Origin of the sequence: Mycobacterium sp., from assembly GCF_965277065.1 — a bacterium.
Classification (GTDB): Bacteria; Actinomycetota; Actinomycetes; order Mycobacteriales; family Mycobacteriaceae; genus Mycobacterium.
The window spans coordinates 88,780-111,427 of record NZ_CBDIBT010000014.1 but is presented as its reverse complement, the minus strand read 5'-3'; the positions used below and the strand labels follow the sequence as shown (position 1 = coordinate 111,427).

Below are 22,648 nucleotides of genomic sequence, written 5' to 3'. Positions count from 1 at the left end.
TGCGGGCCGGGTACTGCTCAGGTCTTTCCCGGCTGGGTGAACTGCAACGCGAGGAACCGATCCCAAAGCCGATCAGTCACCAGTTTCCGCAGTCCGATGAACAGGTGTGCCGAGGGCCCGACACGTACGCGAATTTTGGGCGAGCGGGCATCGAGGGCGGCGACGATGGCTTTGGCCACCGCCTCCGGGCCGACGACAAGCCGCGCAACCGGGCCAGTTTCATAAAACTCCGTCGACATTTTGGCCACACTCGCATTGAGCGCCGCATACGGTCCGTCCTGGGTTTGCGGAGTATCGGCCGCCGCGGTCGCGCCGAAGCTGCTGCGGACCATACCGGGCTGGATCAGGGTGACCCCGATGTTGAACCCCCCGACCTCGAAACGCAGTGAATCAGATAATGCTTCGACCGCATACTTCGTCGCGCTGTATACACCGGCACCCGGGAAGCTGAAGTTGGCGGCCGCGGAACTGAGGTTGACGATGTGGCCCCACCTTTGTTCGCGCATCCCCGGCAGCACCAGCTGGATCATCCGCGTCAGGCCGAACACGTTGGTCTCGAACTGGCGGCGCAACTCCCCGGGAGACACGCTCTCGACCGCACCGGATTGCGAGTAGCCGGCGTTGTTGACCAGCACCCCCACCGCACCCTCGGCCGCGACGATGTGGTCGACGGCCGACCGCATGGATGATTCCTCGGTGACGTCCAGCAGCAGCGTCTTACACCCGACGTCGCGCAGGTCGGCGATCGCTTCTTCGCGCCGGGCGGTCGCGTAGACGGTCTTGCCGGACTGTGCCAGCAATACGGCGGTCGCGCGGCCGATCCCTGTGGAGCAGCCGGTGACGAGCACCGCATGCGAAACGGAGCTCATGTGCGTGGTGTGCCATTCACGAGACGCGCTTCCCTTCCCTTGCCCGCTATGATATTAAAAGAGGCAACTGTTTAACTATATATAGTTTAGCGAAGGCAAAGCAATGACAGGTACCAACACGTCCTCCGGCAGTGCCGTAGCCGATTTGACCGCGATGATGATGGTCGACGACCCCTACGTTGCTGACGGTCGCGACGACCACGACGAGCTGCGCCTCGCGGCCGCTAACGAGCGGTTGGCCGAACAACGATCCCAGGTGCGCGCGCTGGACCTGCGCGCCAAGGACCTCGGCATCGAGAAGTTCACCGACCGGGCCGATCTGATACCCCTGCTCTTCGCGCATTCTGTCTACAAGAGCTACCCGGAGTCCTTTGTCGCCACAGGCCGCTGGAAGCAGCTGTCGGCATGGCTGGACTCGGTGACGACCGGCGATGTCAGCGAGATCGACGTCAGCGACTGCACCGACGTCGACGACTGGCTGGAACGCCTGGACCAGAACGGGTTCCACGTGATCGTCAGCAGCGGCACATCCGGCAAGAACTCGTTTCTGCCGATGAATGACACCGATCTCGAGGTGCTCGCCACAACCGGAGCCAATATGGTCGGGTATCCCCATCGCATCCCGCACAAGCAGGATCGACCGGTAATCATTCTGGGGCCGAGCAACGCCCGGATGCGGTACAAGTACGGCCACCAGGCGAACGCCGCGGCCTATGGACGGCCCGGGGCGGTCCACTCGCTAACCGATGAACCAATGCTGGTGTCCGACACGCTGATCCAGGTCAATATTCGCCGGGCGATGTCCGACGGTACCGCCACGCCCAGCGAGATCGCCGCCTACCAAGCCGATCAGAAGGTTCGTTCCGAGCAGATGAGACAAAACGTGGAGAAACTGATCGCCACCGTGCTCAGTTATCGTGACGAGCCCCAGGTAATCATCGGCCCGTGGGCGATGGCCTGGCGTTTGCTCGAAGCCGGTCATGCCGCCGGACTCAGCGAAAACGTGCTGCACCCGGAGAGCGCGGTGAACATCGCAGGCGGGCTCAAAGGTCTTGACCTGCCGGAGGATTACGCCGATCAGATCGACCGCTTCCTCGGGCCCGTGCACCGCCAGATGATCTACACCTTCTCCGAGCAGACAGTCGCAGCAGTGATGTGCGAGCAGGGCGTCTACCACTGGCCCAAGGCAGTAGAGCTGTTCATTCTCGACGAGACCGGCGAGCACCTCGAGGAAATCGGTGCCGACGGGCGAGTGACCGGACGCGTCGGAGCGTACGACCCCATCTGGTCGGGCCGCTGGGGAGGCATCATCTCGGGCGATAAGGCAACCGCCAACTACACCCCATGTCCATGCGGCCGCATCGGACCCACCATCGAAGACTCGGTGGTGCGGTACAGCGAGCTGTCAGCCGGCGGCGACGACAAGCTCACGTGCGGTGGGTCTATCGAGCAGTACATCCGCGGCATCGAACCGGTCGCGCAGACGTAGTAGCGGGTCGACCGCAGGGTTGATGCGGTTCACGAATGCCGTTGCCGGCGCGTATTTTGAGCTCGCGCACGGCCGCGTTATCGATGTCAAATGCGGCTGACGACACTAATTCTCGTCGTTTACCCAGCGGACGAATCGGTGCAGCGGGAAGAAGCCGTCGTGCGCGAGCCCGGGAGTCACCGCAGTCGAACCGCCGATCTTGACGACCCGCTGCGCCCCGGCGGACGCCAGCCTGTCCCGCAGTTCGTCTTTGCGTGCGGGCGGGTACACACTGACGGTCTGAGTGGCCACATTCACATAGCCGATGGCGTCTTCCAGAGTCGGCACCCCCACGACGTTGACGGTCTTCGAGGACGGAAGGAAGTCGACTGGATCCTCCGATCGAATGACCAGGCCAGTGCCGTCGTCGTCGCCGAAAACGCGGTACATCGGTTCCATTGCCCGTAGCGCCGCGATCTCCTCACGGGTGTCGGCGGGCAGCGGGGCGACCTTCGCCGCGGTGAACCTGCGTTCCTTGCGCAGCTCGGTCAGCAACGCCGCGCAGTAGCGGTCCAGCTCCGCGGTCGATCCCTCGACGTAATGGATGCGGCTCGAGGTGCACGCTTCCTGGTTGTAGGGGGTGCTGTCGACAGCCGTCTTGGCTGCCACCTCGGCAACTGTCTGATCGGAGTCGAATGCCTCACGACCGATCATCGAGATGGAGTTTTTGGGATCGAAGGCCACCAGCTCGAATCCCGGGCCCAGGTAGGCGACGGCGTTGCGGATAGCCGAGTCTCCGCCCCAAGCGACAAGTTTGTCGAAGAACTGCGGTCGAAAAAGCGTGCCCTCGACCTCCGCATCGCCGCCGCGCCAGTAGACAGCCGAAAACGACGTCGTCGTCGGGTGATCCGGCGCTACGGCACGCAGCGCGCGCAGGATTGCCGTGGCGCTGAGCAGGTCGTTCGACGGCATTTTCAGCAAATGCACTCCTTTCATCAGCGCGCCACGCGCCACCGTCATCGCGGCGACGCCCGGAGCATTGCCAGCGAGCACGTGCACGATGCGGGTGGGGAAAGCACGGTAGGACCCCAGTCCTGCGGTGGCCCCCGTCGCCGGACGCCAGCCATCCACGACGTCAGCGCCACCGAGTTCGTTGTCGAGCTGCGCTCGCAGCAAATCGCCATTGAACATCTGCCAAATGTCCGCATAGGAATTCTCCACGATGCGGCGTTCGTACGGGCTGGTAGCCGCGAGCGCCTCGAGCGCGTCGGCGAGCAGACCGTCGGGATCTTTCCGAAGTTCTTCGCCAAGCGACACCAGGATGTCGATGATCTCGGCGACCGGGACGTCGACGGCGGGTAGTCCGTGGGAGCGATTCCACACCAGATCATCGAGGACGAGTTTCGGGGTTGCGAAGGTAGTGCCATCCCCTGCCGTGTGAATGACGGTGCACTTGGTCAGCGCCTCGCCTTTCACGACGTGCGGAATCGCTACCGGCGCAATTGTGTTCGTCGCCTCCATCGGTCTTCCTTCTCAGCGTGGTATATCAAAAAAAGATAACTCTTTAACTATATCTTGGCGGCTTCCGCTCTGGCAATGCCTAGACTCGGGGGTTTGCGCTCCGTGCAGTCTGGTCGGGGTAAGCGAGCTAGCGTCGGGTCAGCCGGCCCCGCTGCAGACGCTTCAAGCCGCTCATCAGCCGGCGCTGCTCGACCACGGCGCCCGCCGCCAGCGATGGCTTCAACGAACCGGCCACGCTGTAGATGATGGCGTGGTTAGCGCCGGCTTCGACGTAGGGGCGGATGCGCTGGAGAACATCGGTGGCGGTGCCGAATGGCATCAGCTCCCCGAGTAACTCGGCGGTGATGCGGCTGCCGTATTCGTGCAGTCGGTCTGACTCCAGGTCAGCCGGGTCCAACGCGGAGTAGCCGGCAAAATCGGTGCCCAGCGGGTGCGTCGCGCCCGCCGCCGCCCATGCCGCGCCGGGCAATGTGAGCGCATGGGCGTGGACCATTGGCTGGCGTGCCAGTTCGCTGAAGGCCTGGGTATCGCGGGCCAGCAAGGGCGCGAAGAAGATGCTTCGAGTTAGTGTCTCGGGGTCCCGCCGGCGTCGATCGCCGCGGCCGCAACCTTGTCGGCGGCCGAATTCCAAGCGTCGAAAGCCCCGCTGAGGATGAAGATCCAGCCGTCGCCCAGGCGTCCGGCGAGCCGGCACGCCCGTGGCCCCTGGGCAGCGACCAACATCGGCGGTGCGCTGCCCCGCAGCCTCGGCAACGCGAAGGTGGCGTCATCCCAGTCGTGGAACCTGCCATGATGCGAAATCGGTGCGCGGTCGGCGGCCCACGCGGCCCGGATCGCCAGCAGCGTGTCCTCGAGGCGTCCGACCCGCGGTTCCAGCGTCAGCCCATACGGCACGGTGTTTTCGTACTCACCCGAGCCGATGCCCATGATGGCGTGGCCGTGCGTCAGGTGATGAAGCGACATCCAGACCCGCGCCAGGTCGGCGGGCGCACGACGCAGCGAGTCGGTGACCGCGGTGCCCATTGTCAGACCGGGGCGACCGGCGCAGCGTCCGATGACCACCGTCGGGTCCAGGTAGGCGTCGAGCGACGGGATGAACCGGGCCATCGGGGACAGCGCCGTCGTCCACGCCGAGGAGGGAAAATGGGATTTGGTGTGATCGCCGATCCATATGTCGTCGGCGCCGAGCATCCGCGCCGTCCTCATGTTGGCCCGCATTGCCCACAGCGGGGTGATCGGGTCCACATAGCAACCGACCCGGACGCGCGCGGTCACGACGCCTCCCGGCCACCGTTCAGGTGACGGCGCCGGTGTGCGCGTTCGGCGGCCAGCAGCGCGTGGTTGAACAGTGTCTTGAGCTCGGCGCCCAGATCGGCGATCCGCTCGGCGTGAGCGAACGCGCTGGTGCCGAACACGGACTCGAGCTCTGCGGTGGTTTGCTCGCCACCCAGCGACAGGCACAGACATCCCACGCCGGAGTCCCGCGCGTCGTCGAGCGCTTTGCGCGTGTCGGCCGTTGCATAGCGGGCCTCATAGCCCTCGTCGTAGGCGATGCCGTCCGACAGCACCAGCAGGATCTCTCGTTTGGCGCCGGACTGCTCGGTGAGGATCGCCACGGCGTGTCGGACTGCGGCCCCCGTCCGGGTGAACCCACCCGGCTCCAGATGTCCCAACCGCGCCTGCCAACCCGACTCCGCGGCCTGACGAAACTCCTTGACCCTGTAGAGGTAGACCCGTGAGCGTCCGCGCGAGTTGAAACCATAGATGGCCACCCGGTCGCCGCGAGCCTCGAGAGTATGTGCGAGTTGACCGGCTGCGGTGATCTGTGTTTCGAGCACGGTGCCCGCGGCCCGGCCGGCATCGGCCGTCGACCCCGAGATGTCCACCAGGATCAGCACGCCCAGGTCGCGGCCCAGCCGGCGTAGGGCGGAGTAGATCCGGTCATCCGGAGTGTGTCCGGTCCGGGCGTCGCTTCGCGCCATGATGAGAGCGTCGACATCAAGTTCGTCACCCAGACGTTCGCGGCGGGATCGGCGCAGATCGAGGTGGGTGCGGCCCAGCGGATAGCGCAGCAGATCCGGAGCTGCCAGCTGGCCGCGGTTGCCGGGGAGAGTGCGCTCGAACACCGTGCACCAATTCTCCCGGAATGCGCGCCGATGGACGTCCCATTCGGGATATTTCATGCCGTCGTCGTCGTGGTGCGGACTCGCCGTGGTGAAAGCCGCCGCGACGCCGGAAACGCTGATCCCTTGTCGCCTTGGTTCGTGGAACCCGCGCCCACGCCGGTGCTTGGACACCCGATCGGTCGGCGAACCTGATCCGGTCGAGGATTTCCGATCCGCCCCGGCGAGCGACAGAAACTTCTTGGTCAGCCAGCTGCTCCCACCCATCGGAGCGGAGAACAGCTCGAGAATCTTGGACCGCTCGGCCTGTTCGTCGTCGTCGTCATCGGCCTCCGGCTCGAGTCCCTCGCGCAGCTGAGCGGCGAGCGTGTCCCGGGTGTCGGGCGCCGGGGCCGGGGCCGGCTTGAGAAGCGCCCTGGGTCGCAGCTCACCCCACTCGGGTTCCAGCTCGTCGATTGCGCGTGCGCTGCGCGCGACGGCCAGGGATTCCTCGGGCGTGCGGGTGTCCACCGCACCGCCCGCGGGGTGCACGGTCGTTGCCGGCACATACGCCGCCAGACACCTGCGCGCGCGAGCCGCTTCCAACGCCAAATAACGTCTGGCCGTGCGACTTTGGCCCTTGAGCTGACGTAGCAGCCGGGGCGCGTCGCTGCCAGCGCCGAGCAGGCTGGCATGTAACGCGATAATCGGGAAGCGCAACGCCGGCGAGGCGTCCTCGGGGACGTACACCGACTCGCCGTCGGTGTAGGCCGCTGATCCCGCCGCTGCGGCGCGCACGGTCAGGGACCGACCGGCGATCGCACTTGCCACCATCGAGTAGGCGCTCAGCGCGCGAGGCTGGGAGTCCACCGCGGCACGCTAAGCGATGTAGTTATCGATCATCGCGCGCAATCCTTCGGCGACCTGGCGATCGTCGGTCAGCGGGACTGCCAACGCGGCCCAGACCGCCGATCGCGCGTCCACTCCGGACGCCATGAGCTGGCCGGCCGTGATAAGGGTGCGCGGCGACGCGACCTCGCGGAGGCCGCCCGATTCAACTCTGCGGATCGCCGCCGCCAGGCGAACCAGTTCTAGCGCGCGATCCGCGTCGAGACCCGATTCGTGAATCGGCACCTGCAGCTCCACCTCCGGGGAAGGGAACGTCAGCTCAATGCCCACCATCCGCTGGCGCGTGGAATCTTTGAGGTCCTTGAGCAGGCTTTGATATCCGGGGTTGTAGGACACCACCAGTTGGAACTCGGGCGGTGCCGGAAGAGTGATGTTCAGTCGCTCCACCGGCAGCATCCGGCGGTGATCGGTAAGCGCATGCAAGACCACGGTGGTGTCCTGACGCGCTTCGACAACCTCGTCGAGGTAGCAGATCGCGCCCTCGCGGACGGCCTTGGTCAGCGGCCCGTCGACCCATGCGGTGGCGTCCCCTTCGAGCAGGAACCGTCCGACCAGATCCGCGGCGCTCAGGTCTTCGTGACACGCCACCGTGATCAGCTGGCGCCCAAGCTTGCTGGCCATCGCCTCGATAAACCGCGTCTTGCCGACACCGGTGGGTCCTTTGAGCATGACAGGCAGGCGCTGCTGGTGCGCCGCGATGAACAGCTCGACTTCATTACCGGCGGGCAGATAGAAGGGCGGCGCGTCGTTGACGGGCTCCATATTGGTCGCGGCTCCGGTGCGCAGTGCAGTGGTCATATGGCAGGTTAACTCGGATGCTACATTTTGGCTAGGATGTAGCCCTAGCTATGCAGAGCGGACCGCCGGCAAGACAAACAGCTGCAGCCGCCGGCGTGTCTGCATGTCGGACAGGTCGGGTTCCATTAGCAGTTCGGCAGTGCAGATATGCACCAACCAGTCCATCAGCTCGTCGACGGAGATGTCCCCTCGGACCAAGCCGACGTCTTGCGCCCGACGAAGGTATGGCCCGGCGACGCCGACGGCGCTTCGCAGAAACGGTTCGGATGTTCCCGGGGAGCGCCGCGGCTCACCGGTTTGGGGTAATCCGATGATGGCCATCAGTTCCGGGGCTGCGCGCACCTCGCGGATCGCGTCGGCCATCGCGTCGATCAGCGCGTCAGGGAAGGGAGCGCCCGGTCGGAGTTTGCGCGCGGCGCGTCGGAGAACCGGCGCCATGCGGCGCTTGAGGACCTCGACGAGGATCGCTTCCTTGTCGGCGAAATGCCGGTAGAACGTCACCCGGTGCACGCCGGCGGCTTCGGCGATCGCGCCGACGGTGGCGCGGTCGATGCCGCCGCGGTCGACGCATTCGCCAGCAGCGATGATCAGTTTCTCCCTGGCCTGCAGCGCCGATTGTGCGGCGTCTGTCGCGGAATCGGTCGACGACACCCGTCCATCACATCACATCACCCGGTCAGAAAATGTATCGCGAGATCAGGTCCGCCACTGCGGCCGGTTTGTCGTCGCCGTCGATCTCAACCGTGTGCCGCACGGTGAGGTTAAGGGTGTCCTCGGCGACCTTGGTGGCATCGAGCAACTCCGAGCGCACCCGGATTCGACTGGTCGCCCGGACCGCAGCTAAAAAACGAACTCTGTTGAGCCCGTAGTTGATTCCCATCTTACCGTCGACCCGGTAATTGCCCTTACTCATCGCGGGGATGAGGGACAGCGTAAGAAAGCCGTGCGCGATGGTGCCGCCGTACTGGCTTTCCGCCTCGGCCCGCTCGACGTCGACGTGTATCCATTGATGGTCGTCGGTGCACTCGGCGAAAGCGTCAATCCGGTTCTGGTCGATGTCTTTCCACTCACTGACACCCAGTTCATGACCGACCAAACCCAGCGCTTGGTCGATCGATGTGATCACGTGCATCTGTTCCTCCGCCTCGTACGCGCATACCCTGACTCCATACCGTTATCTGTATAACTATATTGTACGTACTGCGTACGGAAGGAGACTTTGATGCGTAACAGCGAACCGGCCGCCATGGTGGTCGCCGCCGCACGTACTGCCATCGGGACGGCCCGCAAAGGCACCCTGGCCAACGTGCCCGCCGCGGAGCTGGCCAAACCGGTGGTGCGAGCCGCGATCGAACGGTCCGGTCTGGCCGCTGACGACTTCGACGATCTGGTGTTGGCAGAAGTCTGGCAGGGCGGTGGCGATCTTGCCCGCTACGTCGCGGTCGACCTCGGTCTAGACGGGATACCCGGAATAGCGGTCAATCGACAGTGCGCCTCGAGCCTGTCGGCCATTGCGGTCGGCGCTGGCCAGATCGCCGCCGGCATGAGCCGCGCCGTCCTGGCGGGCGGCACCGAATCACTATCCACCACACCGGCATTGCGCAAACGAAGGCCATTCACGAGCGGCAAGGCAGCCGACCACTACGAGGATCCGTGGTTCTCGTTGTCTCATCCGCCGACGGCGTTGGCGCCGGCGCTGGACATGTCGATCACGGTCGCGCACAACTGTGCCGTGCAGTACGGCATCAGCCGTGTGGCGCAGGACGATTGGGCGCTGCGGTCGCATCAACGGGCAATCGATGCGATTGACGCGGGATCGTTCGTGAATGAGATCGTTCCGATTTCCGTGGCGCAGGCGGACGGCTCGACGAAAGTCTTTGCCACCGACGAACATCCCCGTCGCAGCGCCTCCATGCAGGCCCTGGCAGCGCTTGAGGTGTTGCACCCCGAGATCGAGGGCTTCACGGTGACCGCGGGCAACTCCTCGGGCATGAACGACGCGGCCGCGGTGGTAGCGCTGTTATCGCCGAAAGCGACTCAGGCCGCCCCGTTGGCACGAATCCTGTCATGGGCCCAAGCCGGCGTGCCGCCTGCCCAAACTGGTAGTGGGCCGATCGTCGCAATTCCCAAAGCGCTCGACTTGGCCGGTCGAAAGCTCGCTGACGTCACGTTGTTCGAGATCAACGAGGCTTTCGCCGCCCAGGCGGTGGCCTGTGCGCGGGAACTTCAGCTAGACGAGGACATCGTCAACGTTTACGGCTCGGGCATCAGCCTTGGACACCCGATTGCGGCGACCGGAGCGCGCATGCTCACCTCCACGATTCACGAGCTTCGACGCCGTGGCGGTGGCATCGGTGTGCTGTCGATGTGCGCCGGCGGCGGCATGGGCGCCGCTATGGTCATCGAGGTCGACTGAATCGGCTATTCGAAGAGTGGTGTGCGGGCCCGAAAATTGGTTAAATGTTTAGATAATGCCGTCGACATCCGCGTGAAAGCAGAACGTGAGAGATCAGCATGAGCAAACTGTCCCGGGACGAAGCGCGCGAGCTTGCGGCATCCGTACGAGCGGCATGCGACCGCCTGGCGACCGAAGAGCGGGTCCGCAAGGTGGCGTTCGGCGTCGACGGCAAGTTTCGCGGGTTCGACACCGAACTGTGGCAAGCGCTGTGCGGCCAAGTCGGCGTCGCCGCGATCGCGCTGCCTGAGGACCTGGGCGGCGCGGGATACGGGGCTGCCGCGCTCGGTGTCGTTGCCCATGAGCTCGGGCGAGCGCTGGCGCCCGTCCCGTTCTTGGCGTCGGCGGTGTTGGCCACGGGCCTTGTACTGGACTCCGGTTCGGCGGGGCAGCCGGAGGTCGCCGACAAAGTCGCGTCGTTCGCACAGGGCGAGCGCACCGCCGCCGCAGCAGTGAGCGCAGACGGCGGTATCTGGGAGCGCAACGCGGTCAGCCTCAGCGCGTCAACTGATGGCGAAGGATTCATGCTGGACGGATCGATCCGCCACGTGCTCAACGGAGCAGCCGCCGACGATCTGGTGGTTGTCGCGTTGGTCGACGGTCGACCAGCGATCTTTCTACTCGACGCGGCTGCCGACGGCGTCACCATCACCGCTGAGCGGGTGCTGGACGCAACCCGACCGATGGCCACCGTCGACCTTCGCGGAGCAGCCGCCCTGCGACTCGGCGATGGCGGCCCGGTCGACGAGGTCATCGCTCATAATGTCCAGCTCGGGATGGCGGTGCTCTCCGCTGAGCAGGTCGGAGCCCATGAGCGCGTCCTCGAGATTGCCACCGACTACGCGTGCACACGCCATCAGTTCGGCCGGGCGATCGGCAGCTTCCAAGCCATCAAACACCGCTGTGCCGACATGCTGGTTGAACTCGAATGGTCCCGATCGGCATCGCAGGCAGCCCTGCAGTCGCTCGACGACGAGGACGGCGAGATCGGCTGGCGCGCAGCCATGGCGAAAGCCGTGTGCTCGGAATCGCTGCGCAACGCCGCAGCGGCCAATGTGCAGATCCACGGCGGGATCGGATTCACCTGGGAGGACTCGGCCCATCTTTACCTGAAACGAGCCCGCACCGACGAGGTGCTGTTCGGCGGGCCCGGCCTGCACTGGAACCGACTGGCCGCCGAAGCCAAGCTGATCTGAGAGGACGCGACGTGTCGACGACGACGGACACCACTGACGATATTGCGACGTTGCGTGCGCAGATCCGGCAGTTCCTCAACGACGCCCCGAAACCGGCAGGATTGCGCAACTACGGACCAACCCCTGCCGCCGCTGATGTGGAGCCAGGTCGTGCGTGGCACCGTTACCTTCTCGAGCACGGCTGGGCTTGCCTGAACTGGCCCGTCGAACACGGTGGCGTGGACGCTTCGGTCGCCCGGCAGGCCATCTTCGCCGAGGAGTGCGCGCGCGCCGGGGTGCCGCGCCAGTTTCATATCGTCGGCCTCGACCTGGTCGGACCGGTGCTGATCAGTTACGGCACCAACACGCAGAAGGCGCGCTACCTGGAGCCGATCCGGCGCAGCGACGAGGTCTGGACCCAGCTGTTCTCCGAGCCCGAAGCCGGGTCGGACCTGGCGGGGGTGCGGACACGTGCACAGCGCATCGACACCGGTTGGCGCGTCGACGGCCAGAAGGTCTGGAGCTCGGCGGCCGGCTATGCCGACCACGGTCTGCTACTGGCCCGCACCGGCACCGAGTCCCATCGCGGCCTGACGATGTTCATCGTCGACATGGCCACTCCCGGTGTGACCGTGCGGCCCTTACAGCAGATCGACGGCGAAACCAAATTCAACGAGGTGTTCCTCGACGGCGTCGAGCTGCCCGAAGACGCGGTGGTCGGCGAGGTCGGCCAGGGCTGGGCCGTGGCGATGCTGACGCTCGGGCGCGAGCGGCTGACGCTGGGCTCACAGGCGGTGTCGATGTTCCAGCTGCACGAGCAGATGGTCCAGGCGGCGCGCGACCGCGACTTGCTCGACCCGGTGTTGGCGCGCACGTTGACCAAACTGTGGGCACGCATGTGGCTGCTGCGCTTCACCTGGGAGCGTGCCATCGAAGACGGCGATGTCGCCTCGCCGGCGTTTTCGGTGCTCAAGCTGATGACCTCGGAAACCGACCGCGACCTGGGCGACATGGCCACTGAGGTGCTCGGCACCGATGCGTGTCTGGACCCCACCACCTCCGAAGGGCCGGTCGACGTGGTGCGCGCCATGCTCGTCGGGCGGGCGCAAACCATTCTCGGCGGCACCAGCGAGATTCAGCGCAATATCCTGGGAGAGCGGGTTCTCGGCCTGCCCAAGGAGCCGCGGTGACCACCCACCCGCCAAACTTCGAGGCGACACTGCGGTCAGTGCTGCGTGCCGGCATGACGGTCGCCCTCGGCGATGGACTGGGCGCGTTGCGCGCGCTGTCGGATGGGACCGATGCCGCGGCAGTGCTGTCGGCAGTGGCCGGCGAGGTCGGGTCGATCCGCCTGGTGCTGGGGTGGCACGCGGCCCCGATCGCAGGTCTGCAGCCGGACGCCTTCGGCGAGGTGGTCGCCCTGATGCCCAACGGCGGCATGCGTGCCGTTTTGCGCACTGCGACAGCGCGTTTCGTACCAACCAGGCTGTCCGGTATCGGCGCACTTCTGGCAGGCACGCTGCGGCCCGATGTGTTGATCACCCGCCTGGTGGAAAGCGAGGGCCGGCTGCACTTCGGCAGCGAAGTGTCCTGGCAGCGTGCGCTGATCGACAGCGGAGTCGGTGTGCTGGCGGTCGTGGACACCGTCGCCGCGTCCGCCAGCGCCGAGCCGCCGGTGAATTCAGAGCAGCTTCATATCGCCGGCTACTGCGACGACGGTCCGGTCAGCTTGCCCGACCGGCCGCCGCTGCCCGAGCACGATGAAGTTGCCGACCGGGTGCTGGGGTTCATCCCCGAAGGTGCGCGCATCCAAACCGGAGTCGGCCAGCTCGGCGCGGCAGTGCTGCGGCGGGCCAAGGTGCCACTACGGCTGGAGACCGGGCTGCTGACCGACTCCGTGGTTGACCTCGATGCGCGGGGCCTGCTGATCGGCGAGCCAAGCGCCACATACCTGTCCGGCAGCGAGGAGTTGTATGCCTGGTCGGCCGGCCGGCCGATTCTGCGCGGGATCGACTACACCCACGATCTCACCCGCCTGGCTCGCGACGAGCCCTTCTTCGCGGTCAACACCGCCATTGAGGTCGACGCTTATGGTCAGGTCAATGTCGAGGGCGTCGGCGACAAGGTCTTCGGTGGGATCGGCGGCCATCCCGATTACTGCGCCGCAGCCGCGATGAGTCCTGGTGGCGCGTCCATCATCGCGATGCAATCTCGCGTCGACGGGCGTTGCCCGCTGGTGGAGCGGCTCAGCAGGCCGGCGTCGACACCGGCCTACGACGTCGACGTGATCGTCACTGAGTCCGGCCACGCCGACTTGCGCGGGGCCAGCTGGTCGCAACGCAGACGCCTGATCACCCAACTGTTCAATGGCGAAGGAGGCCACTCGTGACCGGAGCGCTAAGCGACAAGGTCGTCCTGGTGACCGGGGGCGGCCGGGGAATCGGCCGGGCACATTGCCTCGCGTTGGCCGCCGAGGGCGCCGCTGTCATCGTCAACGATCCCGGTGTGGGCAAAGACGGTAGCGGTGGTGAGAGCGGCCCAGCTGCTGACGTGGTCGCCGAGATCGAGCAAGCCGGCGGCAAGGCGATCGCACACACCGGGTCGGTGTCGTCATGGGACGACGTCGCCGACATGGTAGACACCGCGGTGCAGACCTTTGGCGCGCTGACCGGCGTGGTGAACAACGCCGGCATCGTTCGTGACGCCACGGTCGCCAATGTCAGCGAGGCGGATTGGGACGCCGTCATCGCCGTTCACCTCAAAGGGACGTTCGCGGTCACCCGCCATGCGTGTGCGTACTGGCGCGCGCAGTTCAAGGCCGGGAACCCGATTGACGCGCACATCGTCAACACCGTCTCCGGAGCCGGCCTGTGGGGCAACGTCGGTCAGAGTGCGTACGGCGCGGCCAAGGCGGCGATCGCCAATCTGACCGTTGTCACTGCGACGGAGGCACGTCGCTACGGTGTTGTCGTCAATGCGATCTCGCCACTGGCGGTGACCCGCATCAGCGGTGAATTCTTCAGCGGTGAGCGGGCTGCTGATCCGGCTCTGGATCCGGCCCGTAGTTCTCCGGTCGTTGCTTGGTTGCAGTCGGCGGATTCGTCGTGGCTGACCGGGCAAATTTTGCGCGTCGACGGTCACAAGCTGAGCCGGATCATCGGCTTCACCGAGGCGCCGAGTCACTACCACGCGAAAGACGGCGACTCACTTCAATTCTCCGAGATCGGCCAAGCGGTCAGCTGGCTCTGGGACACGTTGCCGCGTGGGCTGATCGGGCCGCTGCCGACCACCTGAAGCTCTTATGGTTGAGTATATAACTAACTATTTATCTGATTAAGCGCTACTATGGCTGGCAACAACGCGCCAGGGAAAGAGGTATCCGTGTCGGTCTCCGTCGCTGCCACAACACCTGCGGACGCGCCCCATGACTATCAGGCCGATGTGGCGCAGTACCGCCAGGGCCTGCGCCGCTACCTGCGCGAGCTGGACTGGGCCGACGACTGGCGAACCGCAGCGTTCACCAGTGCCGAAGATCTCATGACACACGACGCGCAGGTACTTGCCCGGTTGGCCCGGGCCGACTGGAGCCGATACGGCTGGCCTAGAGAGGTGGGCGGGCTCGGCGGAGACGCGATCCACCGCGCCGTCTACTACGAGGAGTTGGCCAACGCGATGTTGCCGGCTCCGGCTCAGCACTCCTCACTGGAGGTGGTCGGCCCGGCGATCATCGAGTACGCGCCCGACCTCGCGGCGCAGTTCCTGCCCGGATATCTAACCGGCAAGGAGTGGTGGGGACAGTGCTTTTCCGAGCCGGAATCGGGCAGCGATCTGGCGTCACTGCGCTGCAAAGCGGTCGAAGACGCCGACGGATTCGTCGTCAGCGGGCAGAAGATCTGGACTAGCGCCGGACCGACCGCGACCAGGTTCCTGCTGCTGGCCCGCACCGGCATTCTGGAGAGTCGCCACCGCGGGCTGAGTATGTTCCTGGTCGACGCCGACACTCCCGGCATCACGGTGCGCCCCATCGCACTGGCCAGTGGACGGCGTGAACTCGCCGAGGTCTTCTACGACGACGTACGAGTGCCCCGTGACCGGCTGGTCGGCGAGGTCGGCGCCGGGTGGGCTGTGTCGATGTATCTCATGCAGTTCGAGCGCGGCGTCTATGGCTATGCCGTGACGACCAAGATGCTGACCATGCTCGGCGAACTGCGCGAGGAGATGGTGCGTCACGGCGCGTCAGCTGCGGACCGGCAGCGATTCGCGAAGGTCTACGTCGACGTGATCGCGGCGCAAGCTCGGGTCGCGATCACCGTCCGCAAACTGGCCGCCGGCCACAGCGTGGGCCCAGACAGCAGCATCGACAAACTGTTGTTCGCGCAGGCCGAAAGAGAGGTCAACGACCTCATCTTCGACGTGCGGCGGCCATGGATGGTCGCTGGTATCGGACCCGCGAGCCGCGAGCACCTCGATACCGCCCGTGCGGAATGGTGGTACTCACGGGCAGCCACGATCATGGGCGGCACGGCCCAGATCCAGCGTGGAATCGTCGCCGATCATCTCCTCGGATTGCCACGGGAGGCACGGAAATGACAGCTGCGACAGCCGCCGACAGCCGGGCCGCCGACGAATCCTGGCCGATGATCGAGGAGGCGGTGTTTCGCCTCTTCGACGACGCAGCGAACTCGGGCGAGCATGTCGCCATCGGCCCGCAGCTGGCCGAGTTGGGTTGGGCAGACATCGAAACGGAGTATCCAATCGAAGCCTGCCAGCTTCTGTTTCGCGCGCAGGGGCGCACGCTGGCCACCACCGACTGCCTCGTCACGGTGATGCTGGCCGAACTCGCAGCCCTGCTTGACGGCCCCGTCGATGGCGTGGTGCTGCCCATCAGCGCCGACGGCCCGACGCCGGCGTCTGGGCAGCACCAGGTGACAGGCCTGGTGCTGGGGCCGCTCGCGCGCGGTGCGAGCGGCCGGTTGGTGGTGCCGGTCCGCGGCCCGATGGGCACAGTCTCCATTGGCTTGGCCGACCACGACGGCCTCACCGGCCAGCGGCTGGACACCTTCGATTCGTCGGTGCACTGGACCCAGGTCCGTGGGCCGCTGGAGAGCCCGCTGATCGACGCGTCCACTGAATGGGCTCGCGCACTGGGCGTGGCGCACCGCGCACTTGCGACCGAACTGATCGCGTTGGCTGACGAAGCGATGCGGATAACGATCGAGCATGTCAGCGTGCGCCAACAGTTCGGCTCCGCTATCGGCTCGTTCCAAGCGCCGCGGCACGCGCTGGCCGACGCCGCCGCTGGTGTCGAAGCAGCTCGCGCGGTGCTCCAACAGTCCTGGCTTTATGGCGGACGGCTATCCGCGGTCACGGCGAAGGTCGCGGCCGGGCGGGCCCACCGCGGGGTGAGCGACGCCACCCTGCAGGCGTGCGGCGCGATCGGGCTGACCGCCGAGCATCCGTTGCATCGCTACGTTCGGCGCGGCTTTCAGCTCGATGCGCTGTGCGGCAGCTATACACAGCTCGAGGCGCTGTTGGCCGACCGTCTGTTCGACACTTACGCGCCGGGCCGCGCCCTGCCCGGGATCCTGTCCTGGGACTGAGGTTCGCGCCCCACCGACACACATCGAGGAACCCGATGCGCCGCAACATTTTCGACGAGGTACAGGACGACTTCCGCGCGACGGCCCGGGCGTTTTTCGAACGCGAATGCGTCCCCAACGTCGAAAAGTGGGAACGCGACGGCAAGGTCAGCCGGGAGGCCTGGCGGGCCGCCGGCGAGCACGGGCTAATCGGGTGGGAATTCGACGAGAAATACGGTGGTCTCGGCGTTCGGGACTTCCGGTTTAACCAGATCATCTCCGAAGAGATGTTCTTGAGCGGCTCGGTCGGGCTTGGCCTCGGCGTGCAGAACGACATTCTGACGCCCTACCTCAACGAGCTGACCACCGAGGAGCAGAAGGAACGCTGGCTGCCGAAGTTCATCAGCGGCGAATACATCGGTTCGATCGCAATGTCCGAGCCCGCGGCGGGCTCCGACCTGGCCGGCATCAAGACCACCGCACGCGATGAGGGCGATCACTGGGTGGTCAACGGGCAGAAGACGTTTATCAGCAATGGCCTGTTGTCCAAACTGGTGCTCACCGCCGTCAAGACCGACCCGTCGGCCCGGCACAAGGGGGTCAGCCTGCTGATGATCGAGGACGGAATGGAAGGCTTCACCCGCGGCCGGAAGCTGGACAAGATCGGCCAGTTTTCCGCCGATACGGCCGAACTCTTTTATGAAGACGTGCGGGTCCCGAAGGAAAACCTGGTCGGTGAACTCAACCGCGGGTTCTATCATCTGGTGTCACATTTGCCAAGCGAGCGGGTGGGGGTGGCCTGCTACGCCCTCCCGGCGGCGCGCCGCGCGTTGGACCTGACGAAGGCGTATGCGTCCGAGCGCACCGCATTCGGCCAACCGATCGGTAAGTTCCAGGTGAATCGGCATTTTCTGGCTGAAATGCAGACCAAGCTCGACGCGGCGCAGACCTACCTCGACCAGTGCGTGCTCGCGCTCAACGACGGCGCTCTCAGCGACGCCGACGCCGCCGGGTTGAAGTGGTGGACTTCCGAGGTGCAGTGGGAGATCATCGACCGCTGTCTGCAGATGCATGGCGGCTACGGCTACATCAACGAGTACGAAGTCGCCCGACTATGGCGCGACTCCCGGGTGCAGCGGCTGTATGCAGGCACCACTGAGATCATGAAGGACCTCATGGGCCGATCCATGGGCTTCTAACGGAACGCGGGTTGGCACGTCGCATTACGGCGTGCGATGACGTCGTCTACGTATTAACCTTTAAACAGTTAGTTCATTCGCCTCTGTTCGCCAGCAGGCTGGATCTGGAGGGACATATGGAGGTCAACAGTCTTCGCGAGCCCAAGATGGCCGATCGCGTGGCCACCGTGATCCGAAGAATGTGCATCCGCGGAGAAATTCCCTTCGGCACCATCTTGCCGCCCGAATCCGAGTTGATAGAGCGATTCGGTGTATCCCGGCCGACTCTGCGCGAGGCGTTCCGGGTGCTGGAGTCCGAGTCGCTGATCGAGGTCCAGCGCGGAGTTCGCGGCGGCGCGCGAGTGACCAGGCCGACCCGCGAAACCCTGGCTCGCTACGCCGGGCTCATCCTCGAGTACGAAGGGGTGACGCTCAAGGACGTCTACGACGCCCGCACCGCGCTGGAGACGCACATGCTTGCACAAGTCGCGGTCAAGCCGGACGCCGCGGCGATCGCTAAATTGGAAGCAGCGCTGGCACGCGCCGAGGAGGCGCGATCCAGCGACGAGCTCACGGATCGCCAAACCGACTTCCACGCGACTATCGCCGAGCTGTCGGGTAATAAGACGCTGCACGTGATCAGCGACATGCTTTACTTCATCATCGCGAAAGCGAATAAGTCGGTGCAGCCCATTGAGGGTCCGCGAGCCGAATCGGCCCGTCGCCGTTCCACGGCAACCCATCAGCAGGTTGTTGATCTGATCAAGAACCACAAAACCGCTGAAGTCATGGCGCTGTGGACCAAGCACCTGCAGCGCGCTGAAGAATACGTGCTCGCTGGCGCGGAGCTGTCGACGGTCGTCGACCTCTTGGAGTAGCCGCCTACTTCTTCGAGCGGGCCCGGAACGCGGCCACCCGCTCCTGAAACTCGACGGTGGAAAACGACGTGTATTCCTCAGCGAGGGCGTATTCGAGAACACCCAGCGCGGCGCGCGATAGGTGCATGTTCATCGCGATCTTGGTGGCGCGCAACGCCTGCGCAGGCAACGCAGCGAGGCGCTCGCCGACTGTCAGCGCTTCGTTGAGCGCCTCGCCATCGGCTACCACCTTCGTGACGAGGTTGAGGTTCTTGGCGTCCGCAGCGCTCATCCGCTCGCCGAGGAGGACGTACTCCTTGGCCTTCATCAACCCGATCAGCAGCGGCAGCATGGCCGCGCCGCCATCACCGGCCACCAGACCGACGGCCACGTGCGGATCGGACAGGTAGCTGCTTTTGGCCATGATGACGAAGTCGCTCAGCAGGGCGATTGAGCAGCCCAACCCGACCGCGGGGCCGTTGACCGCCGACACCAACGGCTTTGAGAAGTTGATGATTTCGAGGAACACCGTGCGCGCCTCGGTGATCTGGCCCTGGCGTGCCACCGGATCCTCAATCAATCGGCCGAACATCACCATGTCGCCGCCGGCCGAGAACGCTTTGCCGACACCGGTGATCACCACCGCGCGGACATCCTGGTCGTCGGTCAGCCTGCGCCAGATGGTCGCGAACGCGTGATGCACCTCTTCGGTGACCGCGTTGTACGCGTCAGGACGGTTGATGCTCACGACATGGACGCTGCCAATCTTTTCAACCAGCAACGAGGGCGCGAATTCCTCATAGCCCGGCAGGGTCGCGATTTCCGACGTGGTCATGCTCATCCCTTCTCGTTGGACAGGATACTCACCGCGGACACCGCGGTCGGTCCGCCGATGTTGTGCGCCAAACCGATTCGCGCACCCTCGACCTGGTTTTCCGCCTCGCCCCGCAGCTGATTAAACAGCTCGTAGCACTGTGCAACGCCGGTGGCGCCCGGTGGGTGGCCCTTGGCCTTCAACCCGCCGCTGGGGTTGATGGGGATGGATCCGCCGACGTAGTGCTCGTGGGCCTCCACCAGCTTGTAGGCCTCGAACCGGCTTGCGAAACCGAGGTCCTCGTAGCTGATCAGCTCCACACCGGTGAAGCAGTCATGGACTTCGGCGACGTCGATGTCGCGCGGGGTGACACCGGCCATCGCCATCGCTGCCTTGGCCGCTCGCACGGTGGGAGGAAAGGTGGTCATGTCGGTCTTGTGTTGATGCATCACCCGATCCATCCCGAGCCCCACGCCGCGCACCCACACCGGCCGGTCTGTGTAGCGGTCGACGACGTCCTCGGACGCCAGGATCACCGCAGCGGCGCCGTCGCTTTGCGGTGTGCAGTCGTAGAGCCCGAACGGGTCCACCACCATCGGCGCGGCCAGCGCCTGCTCGACGGTGATCTCATAGCGCAGCTGCGCCTTCGGGTTCTTCACCGCATGGAAGTGGTTCTTCACGGCGACCATCGCCATGTGCTCCTTGGTGGCCGGTGATTCGTACAGATAGCGACTGATGTGCAACGCGAAGTTGGCCGGAGCGACCAGTCCCAGCGGGTAGTCCCAGGCACTGTCGCGCGTCATCGCGCCCCACTCCCAGAACGTCGCATTGGACGACGTATCGCGGATCTTCTCGGCACCGACGATGAGAACCACGTCGTGCAAGCCGGAAGCGACGGCCATGGTTCCTATCCGGATAGCGTCATTACCTGTGGCACAGGCATTTTCGACCCGGCTGACTGGTATCTCGGTGAGGTCGAGTGCGTCAGCGAGGATGCCGGACGGAAAACCGTCGGTGCATGACTGCGCACCGATCCAGGCCGCCTGGATCTCGGACTTGGTGATGCCTTTGTCGACATGGGCCACGGCCTCCGAATACGCCATCGGCAGAAGGTCTTTGAGCCCGAGTCCGAAATGCTCTCCGAACGCGGTCATTCCCGCGCCCACGATGGCTACTCTTCTCATGCCTGTGCTCCTCGTGATGTCGTTGTCGTTCCGGGAACCGTTCGGCCGGGCCAGAATTCGTAGCCATAGTCGGGAATGCCCGCGCGATCGGCGATCTTGCGCAGCACCACCGAGCCGGCATCGCCGATCGCCAGTTCTCCGGCCGGGACCCCGGTGATCTTGAGCAACACCCGCACCGGGCTGTCGTCGAGCTGCACGATGGCCAGCGAATATGGGCTTGGCAGATCGGGCACCAGAATGCGGATGGTCGTCAAGGTATGGACCGTGCCGGTGCGCGGCAGCGGTTCGAAACAGTAGTCGGTGGCGAGCTTGCCGGCGGTCTCGACGCGGGTGCGCGGCGGGAAAACCGGGCCCGCTTCCATGTCGAGGCTTTCGTCGTAGACCTTGGCCTCCCATCGCAGCTTGGGTTCGAACGCCCGAGCGTAGGCCGCCAGCGAGATCGGGATCCCGACGCCCTCGACGATCGTGGTGTTGGGCAGCTCTCGGGCTTCGGCTTCGTCGCGGGTGACGGCCGGCTGCTCTAGCCCGAGCACCAGCCGCGCGGCGGTAGCGCTGGATTGCTCCAGGGCAAGCACCACGCCCTCGGTGCCTTTCTCAATGGCGGAGGCCAGGGCGGCGATCAGGCCGGAGGCTGACCCTGACGGGTCCTCGACCGCCGCACCCGCGTCGACGTCGACGCCGAGCTGAGCAGCTTTACTGCCAGCGACCACGGCCATCGTCGGCGTGCCGGTCAGGTTCAGCCGGGCAACGGTCGCCTTGATGCCCACCTCTCGCTGCAGCCTGGGGTCGCCGTAGGAGCGCCGTGCCCCGTCCTGGCCGCGGGCGACCACCGGGAGGCTGCGAGTTTGCCGGGCGACCGGCGAAAGCTCGGCGCCATCAGCGCCCACCAGCACCGCGCCCGCGCCGACCGCCCCGGCGTTGTCGTCGGCGGTCACCACCAAGGTGCCCTCCCGCGCGGACAAGATCTGGTCCAGCGCGGCGGGTGGGCCGCCGAGAACTTCGGCGACCGGGAGGTCTGCAGGCAACGACAGCCCGGCCAGCAACACCGCGCCGTTGCCACCCTCGATGAGCGGAAAATCTCTCGATACGACGACAACTCGCCGCGCGGTCGCCCGCGGGTCGGCGGCGCGGCCAGCAGCGACAGCCATCGTCACGGCGTCCTCGTCGGGCCCCTTGACCCGGCGACTGCCCGTGCACCACGGCGGCAGATACGTGCCTATGGAGCGGATATGGGTTACCTCAGTAGTCACTGTGCCTACCTTGCTCGCGTGTCCGCTGCGTCGCCCGCAGCGTGTGCCCTTCCTTGAATAAGGTATATAGTTATCGCATTCGACGCAACCGACACTGTTAGGATTAGGGCACGCATACTCGGCTCACTCTTACTCCGCGGGCAAGCCCGTGCCACCACGCCGATCGGCACGCGGCAGTGCGGCGCGCTGCTATCCGCCCGAGGTCAGCCGACGACAACGTTGGTGATGATCAATGCCGCGCCGACGCAAACCGTCCAGAATTCGAACAACAACCTCAGCTTCAGCGGGGCCGTCCGTAATTCCATGAAGTCCAGCATGATCCACCTCATTTTGATGCAGGCGAGGACGATCACCGTCGCCCAGACGGCCTTGGCTGCCTCGTGAAATGCCGAGGCGCCGTGACCGACGGTCAACCAGAAGGAGAAACACGTCACCAAGACCATCGCCGCGAAGACGGCGCTCGCCCGTTGCCTGACCAGTTCCCTCATT

Annotated in this window: 22 protein-coding genes; 10 read left to right on the top strand and 12 right to left on the bottom strand. The window is 65.4% G+C overall.

The genetic code is table 11. The annotated features are described in order from the left end of the window. Positions 1-17 precede the first annotated feature (17 nt). Positions 18-869, bottom strand: a complete 852-nt coding sequence (locus ACQY5A_RS03275; RefSeq protein ID WP_428338946.1) for an SDR family NAD(P)-dependent oxidoreductase — start codon at positions 867-869, stop codon at positions 18-20. Positions 870-972: 103 nt separating this feature from the next. On the opposite strand from ACQY5A_RS03275, the gene ACQY5A_RS03270 reads away from it, so the two are divergent. Then, positions 973-2,358, top strand: coding sequence for a hypothetical protein (locus ACQY5A_RS03270; protein WP_428338945.1), 1,386 nt, complete (start codon positions 973-975; stop codon positions 2,356-2,358). Between the two features lie 105 nt (positions 2,359-2,463). On the opposite strand, the gene ACQY5A_RS03265 is transcribed toward ACQY5A_RS03270, so the two are convergent. The 7 genes from ACQY5A_RS03265 to ACQY5A_RS03235 form a co-directional block, all read right to left on the bottom strand. Then, positions 2,464-3,858 carry an acyl-CoA reductase gene (locus tag ACQY5A_RS03265; RefSeq protein ID WP_428338944.1) on the bottom strand — a complete coding sequence of 465 codons (1,395 nt, stop codon included), beginning with the start codon at positions 3,856-3,858 and terminating at the stop codon, positions 2,464-2,466. A gap of 127 nt (positions 3,859-3,985) precedes the next feature. Continuing rightward, positions 3,986-4,399: a hypothetical protein gene (locus ACQY5A_RS03260; protein ID WP_428338943.1), complete on the bottom strand. Its 414-nt coding sequence runs from the start codon at positions 4,397-4,399 to the stop codon at positions 3,986-3,988. Between the two features lie 23 nt (positions 4,400-4,422). After that, positions 4,423-5,133, bottom strand: coding sequence for an LLM class flavin-dependent oxidoreductase (locus ACQY5A_RS03255; RefSeq protein ID WP_428338942.1), 711 nt, complete (start codon positions 5,131-5,133; stop codon positions 4,423-4,425). Continuing rightward, positions 5,130-6,830: a nitric oxide reductase activation protein NorD gene (locus ACQY5A_RS03250; RefSeq protein ID WP_428338941.1), complete on the bottom strand. Its 1,701-nt coding sequence runs from the start codon at positions 6,828-6,830 to the stop codon at positions 5,130-5,132. Before ACQY5A_RS03250 ends, ACQY5A_RS03255 begins: the two co-directional genes overlap by 4 nt. A 9-nt stretch (positions 6,831-6,839) precedes the next feature. Continuing rightward, positions 6,840-7,667 (bottom strand): CbbQ/NirQ/NorQ/GpvN family protein, encoded by an 828-nt coding sequence (locus tag ACQY5A_RS03245; protein WP_428338940.1) that lies wholly within the window; start codon positions 7,665-7,667, stop codon positions 6,840-6,842. A gap of 48 nt (positions 7,668-7,715) precedes the next feature. Beyond that, positions 7,716-8,318 (bottom strand): TetR/AcrR family transcriptional regulator, encoded by a 603-nt coding sequence (locus ACQY5A_RS03240; RefSeq protein WP_428338939.1) that lies wholly within the window; start codon positions 8,316-8,318, stop codon positions 7,716-7,718. A 25-nt stretch (positions 8,319-8,343) separates the two neighbouring features. Continuing rightward, positions 8,344-8,799 (bottom strand): MaoC family dehydratase, encoded by a 456-nt coding sequence (locus tag ACQY5A_RS03235; RefSeq protein WP_428338938.1) that lies wholly within the window; start codon positions 8,797-8,799, stop codon positions 8,344-8,346. A gap of 90 nt (positions 8,800-8,889) precedes the next feature. Between ACQY5A_RS03235 and ACQY5A_RS03230 the strand changes: the two genes are divergently transcribed. The 9 genes from ACQY5A_RS03230 to ACQY5A_RS03190 all read left to right on the top strand — a co-directional run bounded on the left by ACQY5A_RS03230 (position 8,890) and on the right by ACQY5A_RS03190 (position 18,932). Further along, the gene (locus ACQY5A_RS03230; protein WP_428338937.1) at positions 8,890-10,083 is read left to right on the top strand and encodes a thiolase family protein; all 1,194 of its coding nucleotides are present in this window, start codon (positions 8,890-8,892) and stop codon (positions 10,081-10,083) included. Positions 10,084-10,181: 98 nt separating this feature from the next. After that, positions 10,182-11,318 carry an acyl-CoA dehydrogenase family protein gene (locus ACQY5A_RS03225; protein ID WP_428338936.1) on the top strand — a complete coding sequence of 379 codons (1,137 nt, stop codon included), beginning with the start codon at positions 10,182-10,184 and terminating at the stop codon, positions 11,316-11,318. A gap of 11 nt (positions 11,319-11,329) precedes the next feature. Further along, positions 11,330-12,487: an acyl-CoA dehydrogenase family protein gene (locus ACQY5A_RS03220; protein WP_428338935.1), complete on the top strand. Its 1,158-nt coding sequence runs from the start codon at positions 11,330-11,332 to the stop codon at positions 12,485-12,487. Positions 12,488-12,540: 53 nt separating this feature from the next. Continuing rightward, positions 12,541-13,686 (top strand): acetyl-CoA hydrolase/transferase C-terminal domain-containing protein, encoded by a 1,146-nt coding sequence (locus tag ACQY5A_RS03215; protein ID WP_428339112.1) that lies wholly within the window; start codon positions 12,541-12,543, stop codon positions 13,684-13,686. Beyond that, a complete protein-coding gene (locus tag ACQY5A_RS03210) occupies positions 13,683-14,591 on the top strand; it encodes an SDR family NAD(P)-dependent oxidoreductase (protein WP_428338934.1) in 909 nt (302 codons plus the stop codon). The genes ACQY5A_RS03215 and ACQY5A_RS03210 overlap by 4 nt, the downstream gene beginning before the upstream one ends. An 87-nt stretch (positions 14,592-14,678) precedes the next feature. Next, positions 14,679-15,887, top strand: a complete 1,209-nt coding sequence (locus ACQY5A_RS03205) for an acyl-CoA dehydrogenase family protein (RefSeq protein ID WP_428338933.1) — start codon at positions 14,679-14,681, stop codon at positions 15,885-15,887. Beyond that, positions 15,884-16,897, top strand: a complete 1,014-nt coding sequence (locus ACQY5A_RS03200) for an acyl-CoA dehydrogenase family protein (protein ID WP_428338932.1) — start codon at positions 15,884-15,886, stop codon at positions 16,895-16,897. Before ACQY5A_RS03205 ends, ACQY5A_RS03200 begins: the two co-directional genes overlap by 4 nt. A 35-nt stretch (positions 16,898-16,932) precedes the next feature. Beyond that, positions 16,933-18,075 carry an acyl-CoA dehydrogenase family protein gene (locus ACQY5A_RS03195; protein WP_428338931.1) on the top strand — a complete coding sequence of 381 codons (1,143 nt, stop codon included), beginning with the start codon at positions 16,933-16,935 and terminating at the stop codon, positions 18,073-18,075. A gap of 116 nt (positions 18,076-18,191) precedes the next feature. After that, positions 18,192-18,932, top strand: a complete 741-nt coding sequence (locus tag ACQY5A_RS03190; protein ID WP_428338930.1) for a FadR/GntR family transcriptional regulator — start codon at positions 18,192-18,194, stop codon at positions 18,930-18,932. Positions 18,933-18,936: 4 nt separating this feature from the next. On the opposite strand, the gene ACQY5A_RS03185 is transcribed toward ACQY5A_RS03190, so the two are convergent. The 4 genes from ACQY5A_RS03185 to ACQY5A_RS03170 all read right to left on the bottom strand — a co-directional run bounded on the left by ACQY5A_RS03185 (position 18,937) and on the right by ACQY5A_RS03170 (position 22,647). Further along, on the bottom strand, positions 18,937-19,746 hold the full coding sequence (locus ACQY5A_RS03185) for an enoyl-CoA hydratase/isomerase family protein (protein WP_428338929.1): 810 nt from the start codon (positions 19,744-19,746) through the stop codon (positions 18,937-18,939). A 2-nt stretch (positions 19,747-19,748) separates the two neighbouring features. After that, positions 19,749-20,909, bottom strand: coding sequence for a thiolase C-terminal domain-containing protein (locus tag ACQY5A_RS03180; RefSeq protein ID WP_428338928.1), 1,161 nt, complete (start codon positions 20,907-20,909; stop codon positions 19,749-19,751). Next, entirely contained in the window at positions 20,906-22,159 is a 1,254-nt protein-coding gene (locus ACQY5A_RS03175) for an OB-fold domain-containing protein (protein ID WP_428338927.1), read from the bottom strand. Before ACQY5A_RS03175 ends, ACQY5A_RS03180 begins: the two co-directional genes overlap by 4 nt. A 203-nt stretch (positions 22,160-22,362) precedes the next feature. Further along, positions 22,363-22,647, bottom strand: coding sequence for a cytochrome C oxidase subunit IV family protein (locus tag ACQY5A_RS03170; protein WP_428338926.1), 285 nt, complete (start codon positions 22,645-22,647; stop codon positions 22,363-22,365). Between the last annotated feature and the right edge of the window lies 1 nt (position 22,648).

Coding starts and splice junctions, on each gene's coding strand:
- ACQY5A_RS03275 (WP_428338946.1), bottom strand. CDS start 869: ATGAGCTCCGTTTCGCATGCGGTGCTCGTCACCGGCTGCTCCACAGGG.
- ACQY5A_RS03270 (WP_428338945.1), top strand. CDS start 973: ATGACAGGTACCAACACGTCCTCCGGCAGTGCCGTAGCCGATTTGACC.
- ACQY5A_RS03265 (WP_428338944.1), bottom strand. CDS start 3,858: ATGGAGGCGACGAACACAATTGCGCCGGTAGCGATTCCGCACGTCGTG.
- ACQY5A_RS03245 (WP_428338940.1), bottom strand. CDS start 7,667: ATGACCACTGCACTGCGCACCGGAGCCGCGACCAATATGGAGCCCGTC.
- ACQY5A_RS03235 (WP_428338938.1), bottom strand. CDS start 8,799: ATGCACGTGATCACATCGATCGACCAAGCGCTGGGTTTGGTCGGTCAT.
- ACQY5A_RS03230 (WP_428338937.1), top strand. CDS start 8,890: ATGCGTAACAGCGAACCGGCCGCCATGGTGGTCGCCGCCGCACGTACT.
- ACQY5A_RS03225 (WP_428338936.1), top strand. CDS start 10,182: ATGAGCAAACTGTCCCGGGACGAAGCGCGCGAGCTTGCGGCATCCGTA.
- ACQY5A_RS03215 (WP_428339112.1), top strand. CDS start 12,541: ATGACGGTCGCCCTCGGCGATGGACTGGGCGCGTTGCGCGCGCTGTCG.
- ACQY5A_RS03200 (WP_428338932.1), top strand. CDS start 15,884: ATGACAGCTGCGACAGCCGCCGACAGCCGGGCCGCCGACGAATCCTGG.
- ACQY5A_RS03195 (WP_428338931.1), top strand. CDS start 16,933: ATGCGCCGCAACATTTTCGACGAGGTACAGGACGACTTCCGCGCGACG.
- ACQY5A_RS03190 (WP_428338930.1), top strand. CDS start 18,192: ATGGAGGTCAACAGTCTTCGCGAGCCCAAGATGGCCGATCGCGTGGCC.
- ACQY5A_RS03185 (WP_428338929.1), bottom strand. CDS start 19,746: ATGACCACGTCGGAAATCGCGACCCTGCCGGGCTATGAGGAATTCGCG.
- ACQY5A_RS03180 (WP_428338928.1), bottom strand. CDS start 20,909: ATGAGAAGAGTAGCCATCGTGGGCGCGGGAATGACCGCGTTCGGAGAG.
- ACQY5A_RS03170 (WP_428338926.1), bottom strand. CDS start 22,647: ATGAGGGAACTGGTCAGGCAACGGGCGAGCGCCGTCTTCGCGGCGATG.